General features: G+C 66.2%; 13 protein-coding genes. 10 read left to right on the top strand and 3 right to left on the bottom strand.

The genetic code is table 11. The features are described from left to right. Nucleotides 1-29 precede the first annotated feature (29 nt). The 3 genes from ACSUZJ_RS12235 to ACSUZJ_RS12225 all read left to right on the top strand — a co-directional run bounded on the left by ACSUZJ_RS12235 (nucleotide 30) and on the right by ACSUZJ_RS12225 (nucleotide 3,964). Nucleotides 30-1,658: an electron transfer flavoprotein-ubiquinone oxidoreductase gene (locus tag ACSUZJ_RS12235; protein WP_499416526.1), complete on the top strand. Its 1,629-nt coding sequence runs from the start codon at nucleotides 30-32 to the stop codon at nucleotides 1,656-1,658. A 24-nt stretch (nucleotides 1,659-1,682) separates the two neighbouring features. Beyond that, nucleotides 1,683-2,861: an acyl-CoA dehydrogenase gene (locus tag ACSUZJ_RS12230; protein ID WP_499408445.1), complete on the top strand. Its 1,179-nt coding sequence runs from the start codon at nucleotides 1,683-1,685 to the stop codon at nucleotides 2,859-2,861. A 422-nt stretch (nucleotides 2,862-3,283) separates the two neighbouring features. Then, complete coding sequence (locus ACSUZJ_RS12225; RefSeq protein WP_499408443.1) at nucleotides 3,284-3,964, top strand: trimeric intracellular cation channel family protein; 681 nt, start codon at nucleotides 3,284-3,286, stop codon at nucleotides 3,962-3,964. An 87-nt stretch (nucleotides 3,965-4,051) separates the two neighbouring features. On the opposite strand, the gene ACSUZJ_RS12220 is transcribed toward ACSUZJ_RS12225, so the two are convergent. Further along, on the bottom strand, nucleotides 4,052-5,455 hold the full coding sequence (locus tag ACSUZJ_RS12220; RefSeq protein WP_499408441.1) for an aminotransferase-like domain-containing protein: 1,404 nt from the start codon (nucleotides 5,453-5,455) through the stop codon (nucleotides 4,052-4,054). A 136-nt stretch (nucleotides 5,456-5,591) separates the two neighbouring features. Here ACSUZJ_RS12220 and ACSUZJ_RS12215 point away from each other — a divergent pair, with 136 nt between their 5' ends. Next, nucleotides 5,592-5,843, top strand: coding sequence for a hypothetical protein (locus ACSUZJ_RS12215; protein WP_499416524.1), 252 nt, complete (start codon nucleotides 5,592-5,594; stop codon nucleotides 5,841-5,843). 87 nt (nucleotides 5,844-5,930) lie between these two features. Here the strand turns inward: ACSUZJ_RS12215 and ACSUZJ_RS12210 are convergent, their stop codons facing one another. Next, the gene (locus ACSUZJ_RS12210; protein ID WP_499408439.1) at nucleotides 5,931-6,497 is read right to left on the bottom strand and encodes a nitroreductase family protein; all 567 of its coding nucleotides are present in this window, start codon (nucleotides 6,495-6,497) and stop codon (nucleotides 5,931-5,933) included. Further along, nucleotides 6,494-7,276 (bottom strand): formate dehydrogenase accessory sulfurtransferase FdhD, encoded by a 783-nt coding sequence (gene fdhD, locus ACSUZJ_RS12205; RefSeq protein ID WP_499408437.1) that lies wholly within the window; start codon nucleotides 7,274-7,276, stop codon nucleotides 6,494-6,496. The genes ACSUZJ_RS12210 and fdhD overlap by 4 nt, the downstream gene beginning before the upstream one ends. A 228-nt stretch (nucleotides 7,277-7,504) precedes the next feature. On the opposite strand from fdhD, the gene fdnG reads away from it, so the two are divergent. From fdnG to selB, 6 genes are all read left to right on the top strand, one after another. Then, the gene (gene fdnG / locus ACSUZJ_RS12200) at nucleotides 7,505-10,576 is read left to right on the top strand and encodes a formate dehydrogenase-N subunit alpha (protein WP_499408435.1); all 3,072 of its coding nucleotides are present in this window, start codon (nucleotides 7,505-7,507) and stop codon (nucleotides 10,574-10,576) included. A gap of 18 nt (nucleotides 10,577-10,594) precedes the next feature. Then, nucleotides 10,595-11,515 (top strand): formate dehydrogenase subunit beta, encoded by a 921-nt coding sequence (fdxH, locus tag ACSUZJ_RS12195; protein WP_499408433.1) that lies wholly within the window; start codon nucleotides 10,595-10,597, stop codon nucleotides 11,513-11,515. Next, the gene (locus tag ACSUZJ_RS12190) at nucleotides 11,505-12,149 is read left to right on the top strand and encodes a formate dehydrogenase subunit gamma (protein WP_499408431.1); all 645 of its coding nucleotides are present in this window, start codon (nucleotides 11,505-11,507) and stop codon (nucleotides 12,147-12,149) included. The genes fdxH and ACSUZJ_RS12190 overlap by 11 nt, the downstream gene beginning before the upstream one ends. Nucleotides 12,150-12,225: 76 nt before the next feature. After that, a complete protein-coding gene (gene fdhE / locus ACSUZJ_RS12185; RefSeq protein WP_499408429.1) occupies nucleotides 12,226-13,269 on the top strand; it encodes a formate dehydrogenase accessory protein FdhE in 1,044 nt (347 codons plus the stop codon). Then, entirely contained in the window at nucleotides 13,266-14,708 is a 1,443-nt protein-coding gene (gene selA / locus ACSUZJ_RS12180; protein WP_499408427.1) for an L-seryl-tRNA(Sec) selenium transferase, read from the top strand. Before fdhE ends, selA begins: the two co-directional genes overlap by 4 nt. After that, nucleotides 14,705-16,627 (top strand): selenocysteine-specific translation elongation factor, encoded by a 1,923-nt coding sequence (gene selB / locus ACSUZJ_RS12175; RefSeq protein WP_499408425.1) that lies wholly within the window; start codon nucleotides 14,705-14,707, stop codon nucleotides 16,625-16,627. The genes selA and selB overlap by 4 nt, the downstream gene beginning before the upstream one ends. Nucleotides 16,628-16,632 lie beyond the last annotated feature (5 nt).

The raw sequence follows: 16,632 nt of genomic DNA, 5'->3' as shown, positions 1-16,632 counted from the left end.
TAATTGAAGAATACGGCCCGCGCGAGTCGATGGAGTACGACGTCGTGATCGTCGGTGGCGGGCCTGCCGGCCTGGCAGCAAGCATCCGGCTGAAGCAACTGGCGGCTGAAAAAGGCCAGGAAGTTTCGGTCTGCGTGCTGGAAAAAGGCGGCGAAGTCGGCGCCCACATCCTGTCGGGCGCGGTGATGGACCCGATCGCGCTCAATGAACTCTTCCCGAACTGGAAGGAGCTCGGCGCGCCGCTGAATACGCCGGTCCTTGAGGACCGGATGCTCTTCCTCACCGAAACCAAGGCGATCCGTACGCCAGGCTTCATGATGCCGAAGATGCTGACCAACCACGGCAACTACATCGTCTCGCTCGCGAACGTGGTGCGCTGGCTGGGCCAGCAGGCGGAAAGCCTGGGCGTGGAAATCTTCCCGGGTTTCCCGGCAGCGGAAATCCTCTACAACGAGGATGGCTCGGTCAAGGGTGTCGCCACCGGCAACATGGGCGTGAAACGCGACGGACAGCCGGGTTCGGACTTCCAGCTCGGCATGGAGCTGCACGCGAAATACACCTTCTTCGCCGAAGGCTCGCGCGGCCACCTGGGCAAGCAGTTGATGGCCAAGTACGACCTGAACAAGGATGCCGACCCGCAGAGCTACGGCATCGGCATCAAGGAACTGTGGGAAATCGACCCGAGCAAGCACAAGCCGGGCCTGGTGATCCATACCGCCGGCTGGCCGCTGCCTTCGGATACCTATGGCGGCTCCTTCCTGTATCACCTGGAGAACAACCAGGTCGCAGTCGGCTATGTCGTGGGCCTGGCTTACCAGAACCCCTACCTGTCCCCGTACGAGGAATTCCAGCGTTACAAGACGCATCCGGCGATCCGCGGCTACTTCGAAGGCGGCAAGCGCATCTCGTATGGCGCGCGCGCCATCACGGCCGGGGGTTTGCAATCCCTGCCGAAGACCGTGTTCCCGGGCGGCGCCCTGATCGGCTGCGACGCCGGCTTCCTGAACGTGTCGCGCATCAAGGGCAGCCATGGCGCGATCAAGACCGGCATGCTGGCCGCGGAATCGGCCTTTGCGGCGCTGGCAGCGGGCCGCCAGCACGACGAATTGAGCAGCTACCCGGAAGCCTTCAAGCAGTCCTGGCTGCACGAGGAACTGCACGTGGCGCGCAACTTCAAGCCGTGGATGAGCAAGGGCCTGTATCTCGGCACCATCATGACCGGCATCGACCAGATCCTGTTCAAGGGCAAGGCCCCGTGGACGCTGCGTCACAAGCATGCCGACCACGAGTGCCTGCGCCCTGCCTCGGACTTCAAGCCCATCGTCTATCCGAAGCCGGACGGCAAGCTCACGTTTGATCGCCTGTCCTCGGTGTTCATCTCGAACACGAACCACGCGGAAGACCAGCCGATCCACCTGACGCTGAAGAACCCGACGATTCCGGTCGAGGTCAACCTGGCCAAATACGCCGGCCCCGAGCAGCGCTACTGCCCTGCCGGCGTGTACGAGTTCGTGAAGACGGACGAAGGCCAGGACCGCCTGCAGATCAATGCCCAGAACTGCGTGCACTGCAAGACCTGCGACATCAAGGACCCGACCCAGAACATCGTCTGGGTCACGCCGGAAGGTGGCGGCGGGCCGAACTACCCGAACATGTAAATCAACCTGAATAAAGAGACCAACATGAGCAAGAAAACCGCATTCCACTGGGACGATCCGCTGCTGCTGGACCAGCAGCTCACCGACGAAGAGCGCATGGTGCGCGACGCGGCCGCCGCTTACTGCCAGGACAAGCTGCAGCCGCGCATCCTCGAGGCCTTCCGCCACGAGACCATGGACACCTCGATCTTCCGTGAAATGGGAGAGCTCGGCCTGCTGGGCCCGACCATTCCCGAGCAGTACGGTGGCCCGGGCATGAACTACGTCGCCTACGGCCTGATCGCGCGCGAAGTCGAGCGCGTCGACTCGGGCTACCGCTCGATGATGAGCGTGCAGTCCTCGCTGGTCATGGTCCCGATCTACGAGTTCGGCAACGAAGCCACCAAACAGAAATACCTGCCGAAGCTGGCCACCGGCGAATGGATCGGCTGCTTCGGTTTGACCGAGCCGAACCACGGTTCCGACCCCGGCTCGATGGTCACCCGCGCCCGTAAAGTCGATGGCGGCTATGCGCTCACCGGCTCGAAGATGTGGATCACGAACTCCCCGGTGGCGGACGTGTTCGTGGTCTGGGCCAAGGACGACGAAGGCGCGATCCGCGGTTTTGTCCTGGAGAAGGGCTGGGAAGGCTTGAGCGCGCCGGCGATTCACGGCAAGTTCGGCCTGCGCTCGTCGGTCACCGGCGAGATCGTGATGGACAACGTGTTCTGCCCGGAAGAAAACGCCTTCCCGGAAGTGCGCGGCCTGAAGGGTCCGTTCACCTGCCTGAACTCGGCGCGCTACGGCATCGCCTGGGGCGCACTGGGCGCCGCCGAAGCCTGCTGGCATACCGCGCGCCAGTACACCATGGACCGCAACCAGTTCGGCAAGCCGCTGGCGGCCAACCAGCTGGTGCAGAAGAAGCTGGCCGACATGCAGACCGAGATCACACTGGGCCTGCAGGGCTGCCTGCGCCTGGGCCGCATGAAGGACGAAGGCACGGCGGCCGTGGAAATCACCTCGATCATGAAGCGCAATTCCTGCGGCAAGGCGCTGGACGTGGCGCGCGTCGCGCGCGACATGCTGGGCGGGAACGGCATCTCCGACGAATTCGGCATCATCCGCCACATGGTCAACCTCGAGGTGGTCAACACCTATGAGGGCACGCACGACATCCACGCCCTGATCCTGGGCCGTGCACAGACCGGCATCGCCGCGTTCTAAAAGCGTCGGTTTGAAAACGCCGGCCGCGACATGCATCGCCGCCGGCATTTTTTATGACGACGACGCTGACCGTAGGGTGGGCACGCCGTGCCCACGCGTTACCTGTTCGTCCGTAGTCCGCTGCCGCGACGATTCGCTCCGCGGCGTGGCCGCAGTCGCAACACCAAACCAGCCAAGGGTTCAAATGCGCGTTCGCGGGGCGCTTTCGACACGCCGCGTGAATGCGTTGTGCTCGACGAGTCATGCGCCAACATCGAGCACGCTTCCGCGTGGGCACGGGGTGCCCACCCTACGATCCACGTTCCGTCAGGGCGTCCGCGTTTCCGTTATACCGAGCCCTTGCGCTATCATTGCACTCTTGTCCGTACAGGCCGCCGGCGCCCGCCGCGCCGCGCCCTCCCCCGCAATCCAAGGCCAAACAAGTGTTCAATGTTCTCTCGCTTGACGTCGACGCGGCGATCAAGACCCTCGTCCTCACGCTCGACCTGGTCGGCACCTTCGTCTTCGCCCTCTCGGGCGCCACTGCCGGCGCGCGCCGGCGGCTGGATATCTTCGGCGTGCTGGTGCTCTCCTTTGTTGCCGCCAACTCGGGCGGCATCGTACGCGACCTCTTGATTGGCGCGACGCCACCGGCGGCGATCAGCGACTGGCGCTATCTGGCGGTGTCGCTGCTGGCCGGCGTGGTGATCTTCTTCTGGTATCCGGTCATCAACCGCCTGCAAAGCCCGGTGCTGTTCTTCGACGCCGTCGGTCTGGCCCTGTTCTGCGTGGCGGGCGCGCAAAAGGCGCTGGTGTTCGGACTGGATCCGCTGATGGCCGCCCTGCTCGGCATGCTGACCGGGATCGGCGGCGGCATCGCGCGCGATGTGCTGCTGTCGAACGTGCCCGGTGTGTTCAGGTCGGACATCTATGCGGTGGCGGCCCTGGCCGGCGCCACCGTGGTGGCGGTCGGCCATGTGCTGGGCTGGCCGACGACGATCACTGCCTGTGGCGGCGCCGCGCTCTGCCTGGGCCTGCGGCTGGCGGCGATCCACCATGGCTGGCACCTGCCGACGGCGCGCTGGCCCGAGCCGACCGAGACCCACCGCGACGAGGAACGCTGAAACCCCGGGGCGCCCGCCAACAGCAGTATGCAAGTGTGCGACCGCATGGCGGCAACTCCCGGGTGAAGCGCGGCGTTTGCTGGTCAGTCAAACCACGGCAGCGCTGAATGACCCGGGCGGCCGCGCAAGCAGATGAGACAGTCGTTGAAGACCCGCCTGCAGGCGTCCACGGTCCTTGATGCTGCCCAAAGAGATCCTGATTGCATTCACGGATCCGCTGCCGGTTGTTGCGAATGCCTCCGCCGGCGTGACGGCGATGCCATAGCTGTCGGCTGCACGCGCAAGCTGCGAGGAATTCCAATACGCCGGCAACTCGAGCCATACATGCAGGCCGTCTTCCGCGCCGCTGTAGCGCCCCGCCAGGATATCCCGCGTCATCCGGTGACGCAGGCGCGCCTCCTTGCGTACGCCCGCCAATAATCCGCCGGCCGAACCGTCGAGGATCCACTGGGTGGCCAGCGCGGCGCTCAAGGGAGCGACCATCAGCGCAAATGATCTAAGCGCGGCCAGGAAACGTTCCCGTTCGTGCGGGTCGCGCAGGAGCACGAAGGCGACCCGCAAGCCGGGCGTCAGGCATTTCGACAGGGTCGAGATATAAACCACCTGTTCCGGGGCAAACGTGGCAATCGGTGGTGGCGGGCCATCGGCAAGGAGCCAGTAGGGATCGTCCTCGACGATGCGTACATTGCAGCGCTTCGCGATGCTGGCGAGCTCCCTGCGCCGGTGTTCCGGAATGGTGATGGCGGTCGGGTTCTGCAAGGTCGGATTGAGGTAGACCAAAGCAGGCTTGTGCCGGCAGCACGCCTCCTCGAGCAGCCCGGGCAGCATTCCGTGCCTGTCCGCTTCCACCGCAATGATCTGCCGGCCGAATTGGGTCGCTGCGGCACGCAAGCCGGGATAGGCCATTGGCTCTGCCAGGATCACATCGCCAGGCTCCGTCAGCGCAAGGATCAATCCGGCGATCGCCGCTTGCGCCCCCGGACAGACAACGAGCTGCCCGGAATCCAGGGGTCCACACATCGGCGCCAGCCATTTGGCGCCAGCCTTGCGGTCGGAGTCGCTTCCCCCGCCCAGGTGGTAAGTCATCAGCGATGCATTATCCGCCCTCATCAGTACCTGGGACAGACCCTGTTTCAGCATGTCGTCGAAGTCCACGCCATCCGGTGGTGGCGGCGTATTCATGCTCAGGTCAAGGATCGAGGTCAATTCGACTTTCGGCGCCGCGACATAAGTGCCTCGCGCGCCGCGGCCCTCCAGCAGCTTGCGGCGCCTGGCTTCGTCGTAGGCGCGCGTGACCGTCGTCAGGTCGACCTGCAGCTGTGCTGCCAGCAGGCGCTGCGGCGGAAGGCGGTCGCCCGGTTTCAGCGATCCTTCTGCCACCGCCGCCTGCAAGGCATCGGCAATCTGCAGAAAACGCGGCCCCTTGTTCCCGGCCAGGCGCGGCAGCCAGATTGGCAGCTCCTCATCTTGTATGGCTTTCAACTGGGACATTTTGTCTCAATGTATGGAAATTGCTTTTAAAGTAGTATGCCTCAGAGCGTACAGCAACACCATCCTTGCATGGCTGCCGCTGACGCTTTTTCCCCTCTCATCTGCATTCGGCAAATCACCGGAAATACTCAACATCATGGACTGGTTCCCTATCGTCGCCGTTACGTTCAAGTTTCTCGTGTTAGGCACGGGCATGTTCTTCGCCATCAAGTGGCACTACGATCAAGGGAAAAAGAAGAGGAAGGAAATGAGGAAGGAAGAGGAGACGCGCGCCGTGCTGCGCGCGACCGTCAAGATCACCGCACTCTTCGTGCTATTGCTCGTGGGCCTGGTGCTCGGCACCTTTGCCCTGGCCAGGAGGCTCGGTCTGGACTTGAGCTTATCTTGACGGCAAAGCATGGCCGGCCGATATCCAGTGATGCGCAGCAATTCCCCGATGCGGTGATCGGGCCGCGTCGCCAGGCGGTCTCATGGATCAGAGAACGGAAACGAATTCCTCGGGCCGCGGCCGTTCGCGCGGCGGCCGCGGCGCTGATGAGGTGCCGAAAGCGATGAAGCAGATCGCCTGCTCCTGAGGAGCCAGGCGCAGCAATGCGCGCATGCCGGCGCTGTCCATCGCCGCGCCGCTGGCCAGGCCGCTGGCATAGCCCAGCGCCTGGGCCGCGGTCAGCATGTTCTGGACCGCGCAGCCCAGCGACACGAGCTTTTCGGCGGTCGGGACAGGTCCTTTGGGGGCGTCGTCCAGCACCGCCACCATCAGGCAGGGCGCATGGAAGGCCTTCTCGCGCGCCCGGGTGCGCGCTCCCTCGTCGCTGCCCGGATCGCGCTCGGCCAGCGCCCGCTCGAATACCGCCCCGAGATCCGCGCGGCGACCCTCCGGAACGAGAACGAAGCGCCACGGCCGCAACTGGCCGTGGTCCGGCGCCTGGGCCGCCGCCTCGAAGATACGATCGAGCGCCGCCGCATCGGGCCCCGGGGCCAGCAGGCGCCGCGGCGGATGGTTGCGGCGCGCCGCCAGCCAGGTCCAGAGATGCTCGCTCATGCGCCCTGCCCGTTTCCGTCCAGGCCGAGGTGTTGCGGGTGGCTGTAGCAGACGAAGTCGCGTCCGCGCGCAAAGGCCAGCAGGGTCATGCCGGCCTGCTCGGCCAGCTCGACTGCCGCCAGCGTCGGCGCGGACATGCCGACCAGGGCGGAAACGCCGGCCTGGATCGCCTTCTGCGCCATCTCGAAACTCACCCGGCTGGTAATCAGGAAGAAGCCTTCCTCCGGCTTTGCCTGGCTGCGCGCCATCGCCCCGATCACCTTGTCGAGGGCATTGTGGCGGCCGACGTCTTCCCTCACCAATTGCAGGCTGCCGTCCATCGCGCACCAGGCGGCGGCATGGGCGGCGCCGGTCTGGCGCGTGAGGATCTGCTCGGCGCCGATCGCGGCCAGGGCGCGGCGCACGCCGTCCACATGGAAGCCGCGCGCGGGGGCCAGGGTGCGCTGCGGACGGCATACCTGGTCCAGGCTGTCGACGCCGCACAGGCCGCAGCCGGTACGTCCGGCCAGGGTGCGGCGGCGTTCCTTCAGTTCCATGAAGGCGCGGCTGGCGACCTCGAGCTGGACCGTGATGCCGGCCGGCGTGTTCTCGACCTCGATGCCGTAGCACTCGGCGGGACTGGCAATGATGCCTTCGCTGAGCGAGAAGCCGAGCGCGAAATCCTCCAGGTCGGCCGGGCTGGCCATCATCACCGCATGCGAGATGCCGTTGTAGACCAGGGCCACCGCCGCTTCCTCGACCACCCAGTCCTCGGCCTGCGTCAGGACGTCCTGCCGCATGCGCAAGACGCTGCGGGATCCGGCCGTTAGGGGAAGGCTCTCGCTATCGCCGTTTCGTTGTCGATTGTTTATTTTCATCACGCGCCATTTCGCCAGATTTAACAATTTATACGTACAAACCACATTTTCGAGCGTGAATTCTAGGTTTTGGAAAATTTTAGCACTGACCCGAGTCTTCTATAAGTGTTAAACTTCGAAAACCGTCGTTTCCTTTAAGAAGGATTGTTAATGAACCAGATGTCAAGGCGCCAGTTCCTGAAGGTTTCAGGCGCCACCATCGCGGGCTCCAGCCTGGCGGTGCTTGGCTTCGCTCCGGCTACGGCGCTCGCCGAAGTCCGGCAGTACAAGCTGGCACGCACGACTGAAACCCGCCAGACCTGCCCCTACTGCTCCGTCGGTTGCGGCATCCTGATGTACGGCCTTGGCGATGGCGCCAAGAATGCCGCCGCCTCGATCATCCACATCGAAGGCGACCCCGACCACCCGGTCAACCGCGGCACCCTGTGCCCGAAGGGCGCTTCGCTGGTGGACTTCATCCACAGCCCGAGCCGCCTGCTCGAGCCGGAATACCGCGCTCCGGGTTCCAGCGAATGGACCAAGATTTCCTGGGACCAGGCGCTCGACCGCATCGCCAAGCTGATGAAGGAAGACCGCGACGCCAACTTCGTCGAGAAGACCGCCGACGGCAAGACCGTCAACCGCTGGCTCACCACCGGCATGCTGGCCGCTTCGGCCGGCAGCAATGAAGCAGGTTACATCACCCACAAGACCATCCGGTCTTTGGGCATGCTCACGTTCGATAACCAGGCGCGTGTTTGACACGGTCCGACGGTGGCAGGTCTTGCCCCGACGTTTGGCCGTGGAGCGATGACGAATCACTGGGTCGACATCAAGAATGCCGATGTGATCCTCGTCATGGGCGGTAATGCCGCCGAAGCACACCCCTGTGGTTTCAAGTGGGTAACCGAAGCGAAGGCGCATAACAAAGCCAAGCTGGTCGTGGTCGATCCACGCTTTACCCGAACTGCGTCCGTCGCCGACTACTACGTTGCGACGCGTACCGGCACGGACATCGTGTTCCTGGGCGCGATCGTCAACTATCTGCTGACGAACGACAAGATTCAACACGAATACGTCCGCAATTACACGGACATGCCTTTCATCGTCCGCGAAGATTACGCGTTCAATGACGGCATCTACTCCGGCTACGACGAAGCAGCCGGCAAGTACACCGACAAATCGAGCTGGAACTACGAAATTGGCGAAGACGGTTACGCCAAGGTCGACCCGACGCTGCAGCATCCGCGCTGCGTCTACCAGCTGATGAAGAAGCACTACTCCCGCTACACGCCGGAAATGGTGCAGAAGATCTGCGGCGTCGCGCCTGCGCAGTTCCAGAAAGTGGCCGAGACCCTTGCCTCGACCGCCGTGCCTGGCCGCGCCGCGACCGTGCTGTACGCGCTCGGCTGGACCCACCACTCGACCGGCGCCCAGACCATTCGCCTCGGCGCCATGGTCCAGCTGCTGCTGGGTAACATCGGTATCGCAGGCGGCGGCATGAACGCGCTGCGCGGCCACTCGAACATCCAGGGCCTGACCGACCTCGGCCTGATGTCGAACCTGCTGCCGGGCTACATGACCCTGCCGAACGAAGCCGAACAGGACTTCGACGCCTACATCGGCGCGCGCGCGCCGAAGGCCATGCGTCCGAACCAGCTCAGCTACTGGAGCAACTACAAGAAGTTCCACGTCTCCTTCATGAAGTCGTGGTGGGGCGATGCGGCGAACGAGGGCAACAACTACGCCTTCGACTACCTGCCGAAGCTGGACAAGCCCTACGACCTGCTGCAGGCCATCGAGCTGATGAACCAGGGCAAGATGAACGGTTACATCTGCCAGGGCTTCAACGTCATTGCCTCGGCGCCGAACAAGGCCAAGGTCCTGGCCGGCCTGTCGAAGCTGAAGTACCTGGTCGTCATGGATCCGCTGGAAACGGAAACGGCCGAGTTCTGGAAGAACCACGGCGAATTCCACGACGTCGATTCGAGCAAGATCCAGACCGAAGTGTTCCGCCTGCCGACCACCTGCTTCGCCGAAGAACGCGGCTCGCTCGTCTCGTCCTCGCGCGTGCTGCAGTGGCACTGGCAAGGCGCCGAACCGCCGGGCAAGGCCCGTTCGGACATCGAGATCATGTCGGAACTGTTCCTGCGCCTGAAGAAGTCGTACCAGACGCAAGGCGGCAAGTTCCCGGACCCGATCCTGAACCTGACCTGGCCCTACGCCAAGCCACACAGCCCGACGCCGGAAGAACTGGCGATGGAATTCAACGGCAAGGCGCTGGCCGACGTCTACGATCCGAAGGATCCGACCAAGCTCATCGTCAAGAAAGGCGAACAGCTGGCCAGCTTCGCGCAACTGCGCGATGACGGCACGACCGCCTCGGGCTGCTGGATCTTCGCTGGTTCCTGGACGCAGGCCGGCAACCAGATGGGCCGCCGCGACAACAGCGACCCGACCGGTATCGGCAATACGCTGAACTGGGCCTGGGCCTGGCCGGCGAACCGCCGCGTGCTGTACAACCGCGCTTCGGCCGACACCAAGGGCAAGCCTTTCGATCCGAAACGCGTGCTGGTACGCTGGAATGGCGCGGGCTGGACCGGCGCCGACGTGCCCGACTTCAAGCTGGATGAAGATCCGGCCAACGGCATGAACCCATTCATCATGAACCCCGAAGGGGTGGCGCGCTTCTTTGCGCGCGGCATGATGAACGAGGGTCCCTTCCCCGAGCACTACGAGCCGTTCGAGAATCCGGTTGGCAAGAACCTGATGCACCCGAACAACCCGCGCGCGACCAGCAATCCGGGCGCCCGCGTGTTCCCGAACGACCGCAAGGAGATGGGCACGGCCGAGGAGTTCCCGGTGGTGGCAACGACGTATCGCCTGACCGAGCACTTCCACTTCTGGACCAAGCACGCACGCCTGAACGCGATCATCCAGCCGGAGCAGTTCGTCGAGATCGGCGAGGCGCTGGCCAGGCAGATCGGCGTGGCCAGCGGAGAGAAGGTGAAAGTCTCGTCCAAGCGCGGCCACATCGTCGCCAAGGTCATCGTCACCAAGCGCATCCGCGCCCTGCAGATCGACGGCAAGGAAACCCACACCGTGGGCATTCCGCTGCACTTCGGTTTCAAGGGCCTGACCAAGCCGGGCTACCTGACCAACACGCTGACCCCGGTGGTCGGAGACGGCAATTCGCAAACCCCGGAATTCAAGTCCTTCCTCGTGAAGGTCGAGAAGGCTTAAGGACCGGAGAGAAAAGAAATGGCACTACAATCTTTGGATATCAAACGCGTGTCGGCCACGACGACGCCTCCGCCCAGCGCTAGAGCCCCGGTCGGCGGCAGCGTCGCCAAGCTGATCGACGCATCGAAGTGCATCGGCTGCAAGGCCTGCCAGACGGCGTGCATGGAGTGGAACGACATCCGCGACGAAGTCGGCGTCAACTCGGGCGTGTATGACAACCCGATCGACCTGACCCCGAAGTCGTGGACGGTGATGCGCTTCGCCGAGCACGAGAAGGAAGACGGCAACCTCGAGTGGCTGATCCGCAAGGACGGCTGCATGCACTGCGAAGACCCGGGCTGCCTGAAGGCCTGCCCGTCGCCGGGCGCGATCGTGCAGTACGCCAACGGCATTGTGGATTTCCATCAGGAAAACTGCATCGGCTGCGGCTACTGCGTGACCGGCTGCCCCTTCGACGTGCCGCGCATCTCGAAGCAGGACAACCGCGCCTACAAGTGCACGCTGTGCTCGGACCGGGTCGCCGTCGGCCAGGAACCGGCCTGCGTCAAGACCTGCCCGACCGGGGCCATCATGTTCGGCACCAAGGAGGACATGAAGATCCAGGCGGCCAGCCGCATCGAGGACCTGAAGGAACGCGGCTACGAGAACGCCGGCCTGTACGACCCGGCCGGCGTCGGCGGCACCCACGTCATGTACGTGCTGCACCACGCCAACAAGCCTTCGCTGTACAGCGGCCTGCGCGACAACCCGAGCATCAGCCCGACCGTGGGCCTGTGGAAGGGCCTGACCAAGCCGCTGGCGCTGGTGGGCATGGCCGCTGCCGCCGTGGCGGGCTTCTTCCACTACACCCGTGTCGGTCCGAACGAGGTCAGCAAGGAAGAAGAAGCCGAGGCCCTGGCGGAGGCACGCAAGCTGCAGGGGGAAAAGCATGAAGCATGATAAGGATGGCAACCCGCTGATCGAGCGCTACAACGCGAACGAACGCAGCAACCATTGGATCACCGCGATCTGCTTCGTCCTCGCCGGCCTGTCGGGCCTGGCCATGTTCCATCCGGTCATGGCCTGGCTGTCCGCGCTGTTCGGCGGCGGCCAGTGGACCCGCATCCTGCACCCCTTCTTCGGTGTCGTGATGTTCGCCTCGTTCGCGGTGCTGGTGGTGCGCTTCTGGCACCACAACCAGTTCGAGCCGGGAGATACCCAGTGGCTGCGCCAGATTCCGGACGTGCTCGCCAACCACGAGGAGAAGCTGCCAAAGGTGGGCCGCTACAACGCCGGCCAGAAGATGCTGTTCTTCACGCTGGTGGTCGCGATGGCCTTCCTGCTGCTGACCGGTGTCGTGATCTGGCGCCAGTGGTTCTCGGGCTACTTCCCGATCGGCCTGATCCGCGTGTCGGCCCTGCTGCACGCCTTCTTCGCCTTCGTGATCATCGTCGCGATCATCGTGCACGTGTATGCCGGTATCTGGGTCAAGGGCACCATGGGCGCCATGACCCGCGGCACCGTGACCTACGGCTGGGTGCGCAAGCACCATCCGCGCTGGTTCGAGGAAGTGATGCGCAAGACCCGTCGCTGACGCGTTTTTTCAGCTTCCATTAAAATAGGCCGGGTTCGCTACGCGCGACCCGGCCTTGCTTTTTCGAGAGATTCTGTTGGTACAACGTCTACTTCAACCGGGCGAGATCGAGGCACTCGATCACAACGCCATTCCCCGCCTGCTGTTGCCTCACCCCGCCACCCTGTTCGCCGCGCGCGCCGCGCGCCTGCGGCAACTGGCGGCCGGCGAGGTGCCGGGCATTCCCGTCGAGGACGCGCTGCGCGGCTACCTGGGCCTGATGGCGCATGTCGCCGACGCCCAGCAAGCCGTGGTGGCCGAACTCGGCGCCACCGGCGTCTCCCTGCCCGAGCAGGCGGCGCTCAAGCTGGCGCACGACCACAACATGCCGCCGCTGCCTGTCACCGGCAGCAGGCCGCCCGAGTGGCGCAGCGTCTTCGACCGCCTGCTCGGTCATCTGGAGGGCGCTGTCACCGCCGCTGCCAGCACCTCGCCGCAACTGGGCGCCGCGCTGGAACACCTGCGCGCCATGAGCGAGGCCGAACTCGAAGGCCTGGCCGACGCCATCCTCGGCGGCTACCATGACGGCATCGACCCGCTGCGCGCGCCTTTCGTGGCCGCCGCCCTGCAGGTGAGCTGGTCGATCATGGCCGCCCAGCTCGACCCGGCCTGGGCCCAGCCCCTGGTCACCGGCACCCTGTGCCCGGTGTGCGGCTCGCAGCCGGTCGCCAGCGCGGTGCGCATCGGCGGCCAGTCGCAGGGCTACCGCTACCTGCACTGCAGCTGCTGCGAGAGCGAGTGGCACATGGTGCGCGTGAAATGCTCGTGCTGCGAAGCGAACGGCAAGGTCGCCTACCAGGGCCTGGTCGACAGGCATGCCGACCCGCAGGCCGCCAACGTCGCCGCTGCCGCCGAGGGCAAGACCCTGGACAAGGCCAACGACCCGACCAAGGTCGCGCGCGCCGAGACCTGCGACGACTGCTGGACCTACCGCAAGATCTTCAACCAGGAGCACGACTTCCACATCGAACCTGTGGCGGACGACCTGGCCAGCATGCTGCTCGACGTCCTCGTCTCCGAGGCGGGCTATGCGCGCGCCAGCGGCAATCCCCTGCTCTGGCTGAAGGAAGAAGACGCGTGAGCGAAGCGGCCGTACCATCGCTGCGCCTGCCGGCCGTGCACGCCCTGCTGGGCGCGCCGGCCTGCCAGGACCTGCTTGCCGAGTATGGCCACGAGCAGACCGTGGCGGCGCTGCGCGTGCTGCTCGACGAGCTGCGGGCCAGCCTGCGTTCGGGCGCCGCGAGCGACTCCCCGGCCGACTCCCCGGCCGACACCTCGGCCGAGGGCATCGTCGCCCGGCTCGGCGAACGGCTGCTGGCCGCGAATGCGTCGCGCCTGCGTCCGGTATTCAACCTGACCGGCACGGTCCTGCACACGAATCTCGGCCGCGCCCTGCTGCCCGACGAGGCGGTGCAGGCCGTGGTCGACGCCTTGCGCTGGCCGATGAACCTGGAATGGGACCTCGACACCGGCAAGCGCGGCGACCGCGACAGCCTGGTCGAGGAACAACTGTGCGCCCTCACCGGCGCCGAGGCGGTCACGGTCGTCAACAACAACGCCGCCGCCGTGCTGCTGATGTTGAACGCGATCGCCCCGGGCCGCGAAGTGATCGTCTCGCGCGGCGAACTGGTCGAGATCGGCGGCGCCTTCCGCATTCCGGACATCATGGCGCGCGCCGGCGCCACCCTGCGTGAAGTCGGCACCACCAACCGCACCCACCTGCACGACTACGAAGAATATGCCGGTGCGAATGCCGCGATGCTGCTCAAGGTCCATTGCAGCAACTACGCGATCACCGGCTTCACCAAGGAAGTGACGGTCGCCGAGCTGGCCCCGCTGGCGCGCGAACGGAACATCCCGCTGGCCGTGGACCTGGGCAGCGGCACCCTGGTCGACCTGGAACGCTACGGCCTGCCGCACGAGACCACGGTGCAGGAAACCATCGCCGCCGGCGCGGATCTGGTCACCTTCAGCGGCGACAAGCTGCTCGGCGGCCCCCAGTGCGGCATCATCGCCGGCCGCGCCGACCTGGTCGCCGCGATCAAGAAGAATCCCCTGAAGCGCGCCCTGCGCGTCTCGAAACTGACCCTGGCCGCGCTCGAGCCGGTGCTGAACCTGTACCGCGCGCCCGACCTGCTGCCCCAGCGCCTGACCACGCTGCGCCTGCTGACCCGCCCCGCCGCCGAGATGCGCACACTGGCGGAAAGCCTGGCCGCGCCGCTGCAGGCCGCCCTGGGCCAGGCCTACACGGTGGCCACCGCGCCGATGAACAGCCAGATCGGCAGCGGCGCCCTGCCGGTGGAACTGCTGCCGAGTTACGGCCTGGCGGTCCGCGCCCTGCCTGGCGTGCGCGGCAATCCGCTCGGTGTACTGGAGCGGCGCCTGCGCGCCCTGCCGCGCCCCGTGGTCGGCCGCATCGCCGACGACACCCTGTGGCTGGACCTGCGCTGCCTGCAGCAGGATCAGGTCGCCGCCTTCATCGAACAACTCGCGCAGCTAGCGGAGAACAGGCCAGCATGATCGTCGGTACCGCAGGCCACATCGACCACGGCAAGACCACCCTGACGCGCGCCCTGACCGGGGTCGACACCGACCGCCTGAAGGAAGAAAAGGCGCGCGGCATCTCGATCGAGCTGGGCTACGCCTATGCGCCCCTGCCCGGCGGCGCGACGCTCGGAGTGATCGACGTACCGGGTCACGAAAAATTCATCCGCACCATGGCCTCGGGCGTCACGGGCATCGACCTGGCCCTGCTGGTGGTCGCCGCCGACGACGGCATCATGCCGCAGACGCGCGAGCACCTGGCCATCCTCGAACTGCTCGGCGTACGCCGCGCCTGCGTGGCGTTGACCAAGACCGACCGGGTCGATGCAGCGCGCCTGCGCGAGGTCGAAGGCGAAGTCGCGGCCCTGCTGGAGGGCACGCCCTTCGCCGGGGCGCCGCGCTTCCCGACCGCGGCCACGGTCCCCGGCGACCCCGGCGTGGCGGCGCTGCTGGCCCACCTGGCCGAGGTGGCCGCCGCGCTGCCGAACCAGGGCGAGGAGCGCCTGTTCCGGCTCGGCGTGGACCGCGTGTTCACGGTCGCCGGCCAGGGCACGGTGGTGACCGGGACCGCGCTCGCGGGCCGGGTGGCGGTCGGCGACCTGCTCGAACTCGCGCCCGGCGGCCAGCAGGCCCGCGTGCGCGCGATCCACGCCCAGGGCCGAGCCGCCGGGAGCGGCCAGGCCGGCGAGCGCCTGGCGCTGAACCTGGCCGGCGTGGCCAAGGACGATATCGAACGCGGCAGCTGGGTCGTCGATCCGCGCATCTCGGCCTGCTCCGAGCGCTTCGACGCCATCCTGTCGCTGCTGCCCGACGCACCGGTCCTTGGCTCCTGGGCGCCGGTCCACGTGCACATCGGCGCGGCCCACCATACGGCCCACCTGGTGCCGCTCGAAGGCGAGCAGCTCGCGCCGGGCAGCCACGCCCGGGTGCAACTGGTGTTCGACGCGCCGCTGCATGCGGCGCCTGGCGACCGCTTCGTGGTGCGCAATGCCCAGGCCACCCAGACCATCGGCGGCGGCCTGGTGCTCGATCCCTTCGGGCCTGCGAGGAAGCGCCGCAGCCCGGCGCGCCTGGCCTGGCTGGCCGCGCTGGAAGCCTGGCTGCTCGACGGCGACGCAGCGCGGCTGGTCGGCGCCAGTCCTTCCGGCCTCGCCGCATCAAGCCTGGTGCGCCTGAGCGGGAGCGCCCCCGAGGCGCTGCGCCTGCCCGACCTGTTCCTGCGCCTGCCGCTGGCCGGCGGCGACAGCCTGCTGGTGGCCCCCGAGATGCTCGCGCCGCTGGAAGCGCGCGTGCTCGACGGCCTGGCGGGCTGGCATGCGCGCCAGCCGGACGAACCGGGCCTGGAACTGTGGCGCCTGAAGCGCATGGTGGCGCCGGAACTGCCAGACGCGATCTGGAGCGCGCTGGTGACGCGCATGCTCGACGCCAACCTTCTGGCGCGCAGCGGCGCCAGCCTGCGCCTGCCCTCGCACAGCGTGGCCTTGACGCCGGCGGAGGAAGCCATCGCCGCACGGCTGCTGCCGGCGATCCAGGCCGGGCGCTACGATCCGCCCTGGGTGCGCGACCTGGCGGGCAAGTACAACCTGCCCGAGGACACGGTGCGCGCCCTGCTGCGCAAGCTCGCGCGCGCCGGCCAGCTCAGCCAGGTGGTGCACGACCTGTTCTACCATCCGGCGCCGCTGGCGGAACTGGCGCGCATCGTGGCCGAACTGCCGGATGCGCAGGCGGCGAATTTCCGCGACGCGACCGGCCTGGGACGCAAGCGGGCGATCCAGATTCTGGAGTTTTTCGACCGCGTCGGCTATACTCGCCGGGTCCGCAATACCCACCTGCCGAGGCCGCAGGCCAGCTGGCCCGAGCCGCCGGCAGTGTCAAGCGCACCCGCCGGCAGCTAGCGGCG

This window comes from Telluria sp. B2 (assembly GCF_051789535.1).
Classification (GTDB): domain Bacteria; phylum Pseudomonadota; class Gammaproteobacteria; order Burkholderiales; family Burkholderiaceae_D; genus Telluria.
Note: the sequence above shows the minus strand (reverse complement) of the source record. Positions and strands in the feature narration are given on the sequence as shown.

Coding starts and splice junctions, on each gene's coding strand:
- ACSUZJ_RS12235 (WP_499416526.1), top strand. CDS start 30: ATGGAGTACGACGTCGTGATCGTCGGTGGCGGGCCTGCCGGCCTGGCA.
- fdhD (WP_499408437.1), bottom strand. CDS start 7,276: ATGCGGCAGGACGTCCTGACGCAGGCCGAGGACTGGGTGGTCGAGGAA.
- ACSUZJ_RS12210 (WP_499408439.1), bottom strand. CDS start 6,497: ATGAGCGAGCATCTCTGGACCTGGCTGGCGGCGCGCCGCAACCATCCG.
- ACSUZJ_RS12230 (WP_499408445.1), top strand. CDS start 1,683: ATGAGCAAGAAAACCGCATTCCACTGGGACGATCCGCTGCTGCTGGAC.
- ACSUZJ_RS12215 (WP_499416524.1), top strand. CDS start 5,592: ATGGACTGGTTCCCTATCGTCGCCGTTACGTTCAAGTTTCTCGTGTTA.
- ACSUZJ_RS12190 (WP_499408431.1), top strand. CDS start 11,505: ATGAAGCATGATAAGGATGGCAACCCGCTGATCGAGCGCTACAACGCG.
- fdxH (WP_499408433.1), top strand. CDS start 10,595: ATGGCACTACAATCTTTGGATATCAAACGCGTGTCGGCCACGACGACG.
- ACSUZJ_RS12220 (WP_499408441.1), bottom strand. CDS start 5,455: ATGTCCCAGTTGAAAGCCATACAAGATGAGGAGCTGCCAATCTGGCTG.
- selB (WP_499408425.1), top strand. CDS start 14,705: ATGATCGTCGGTACCGCAGGCCACATCGACCACGGCAAGACCACCCTG.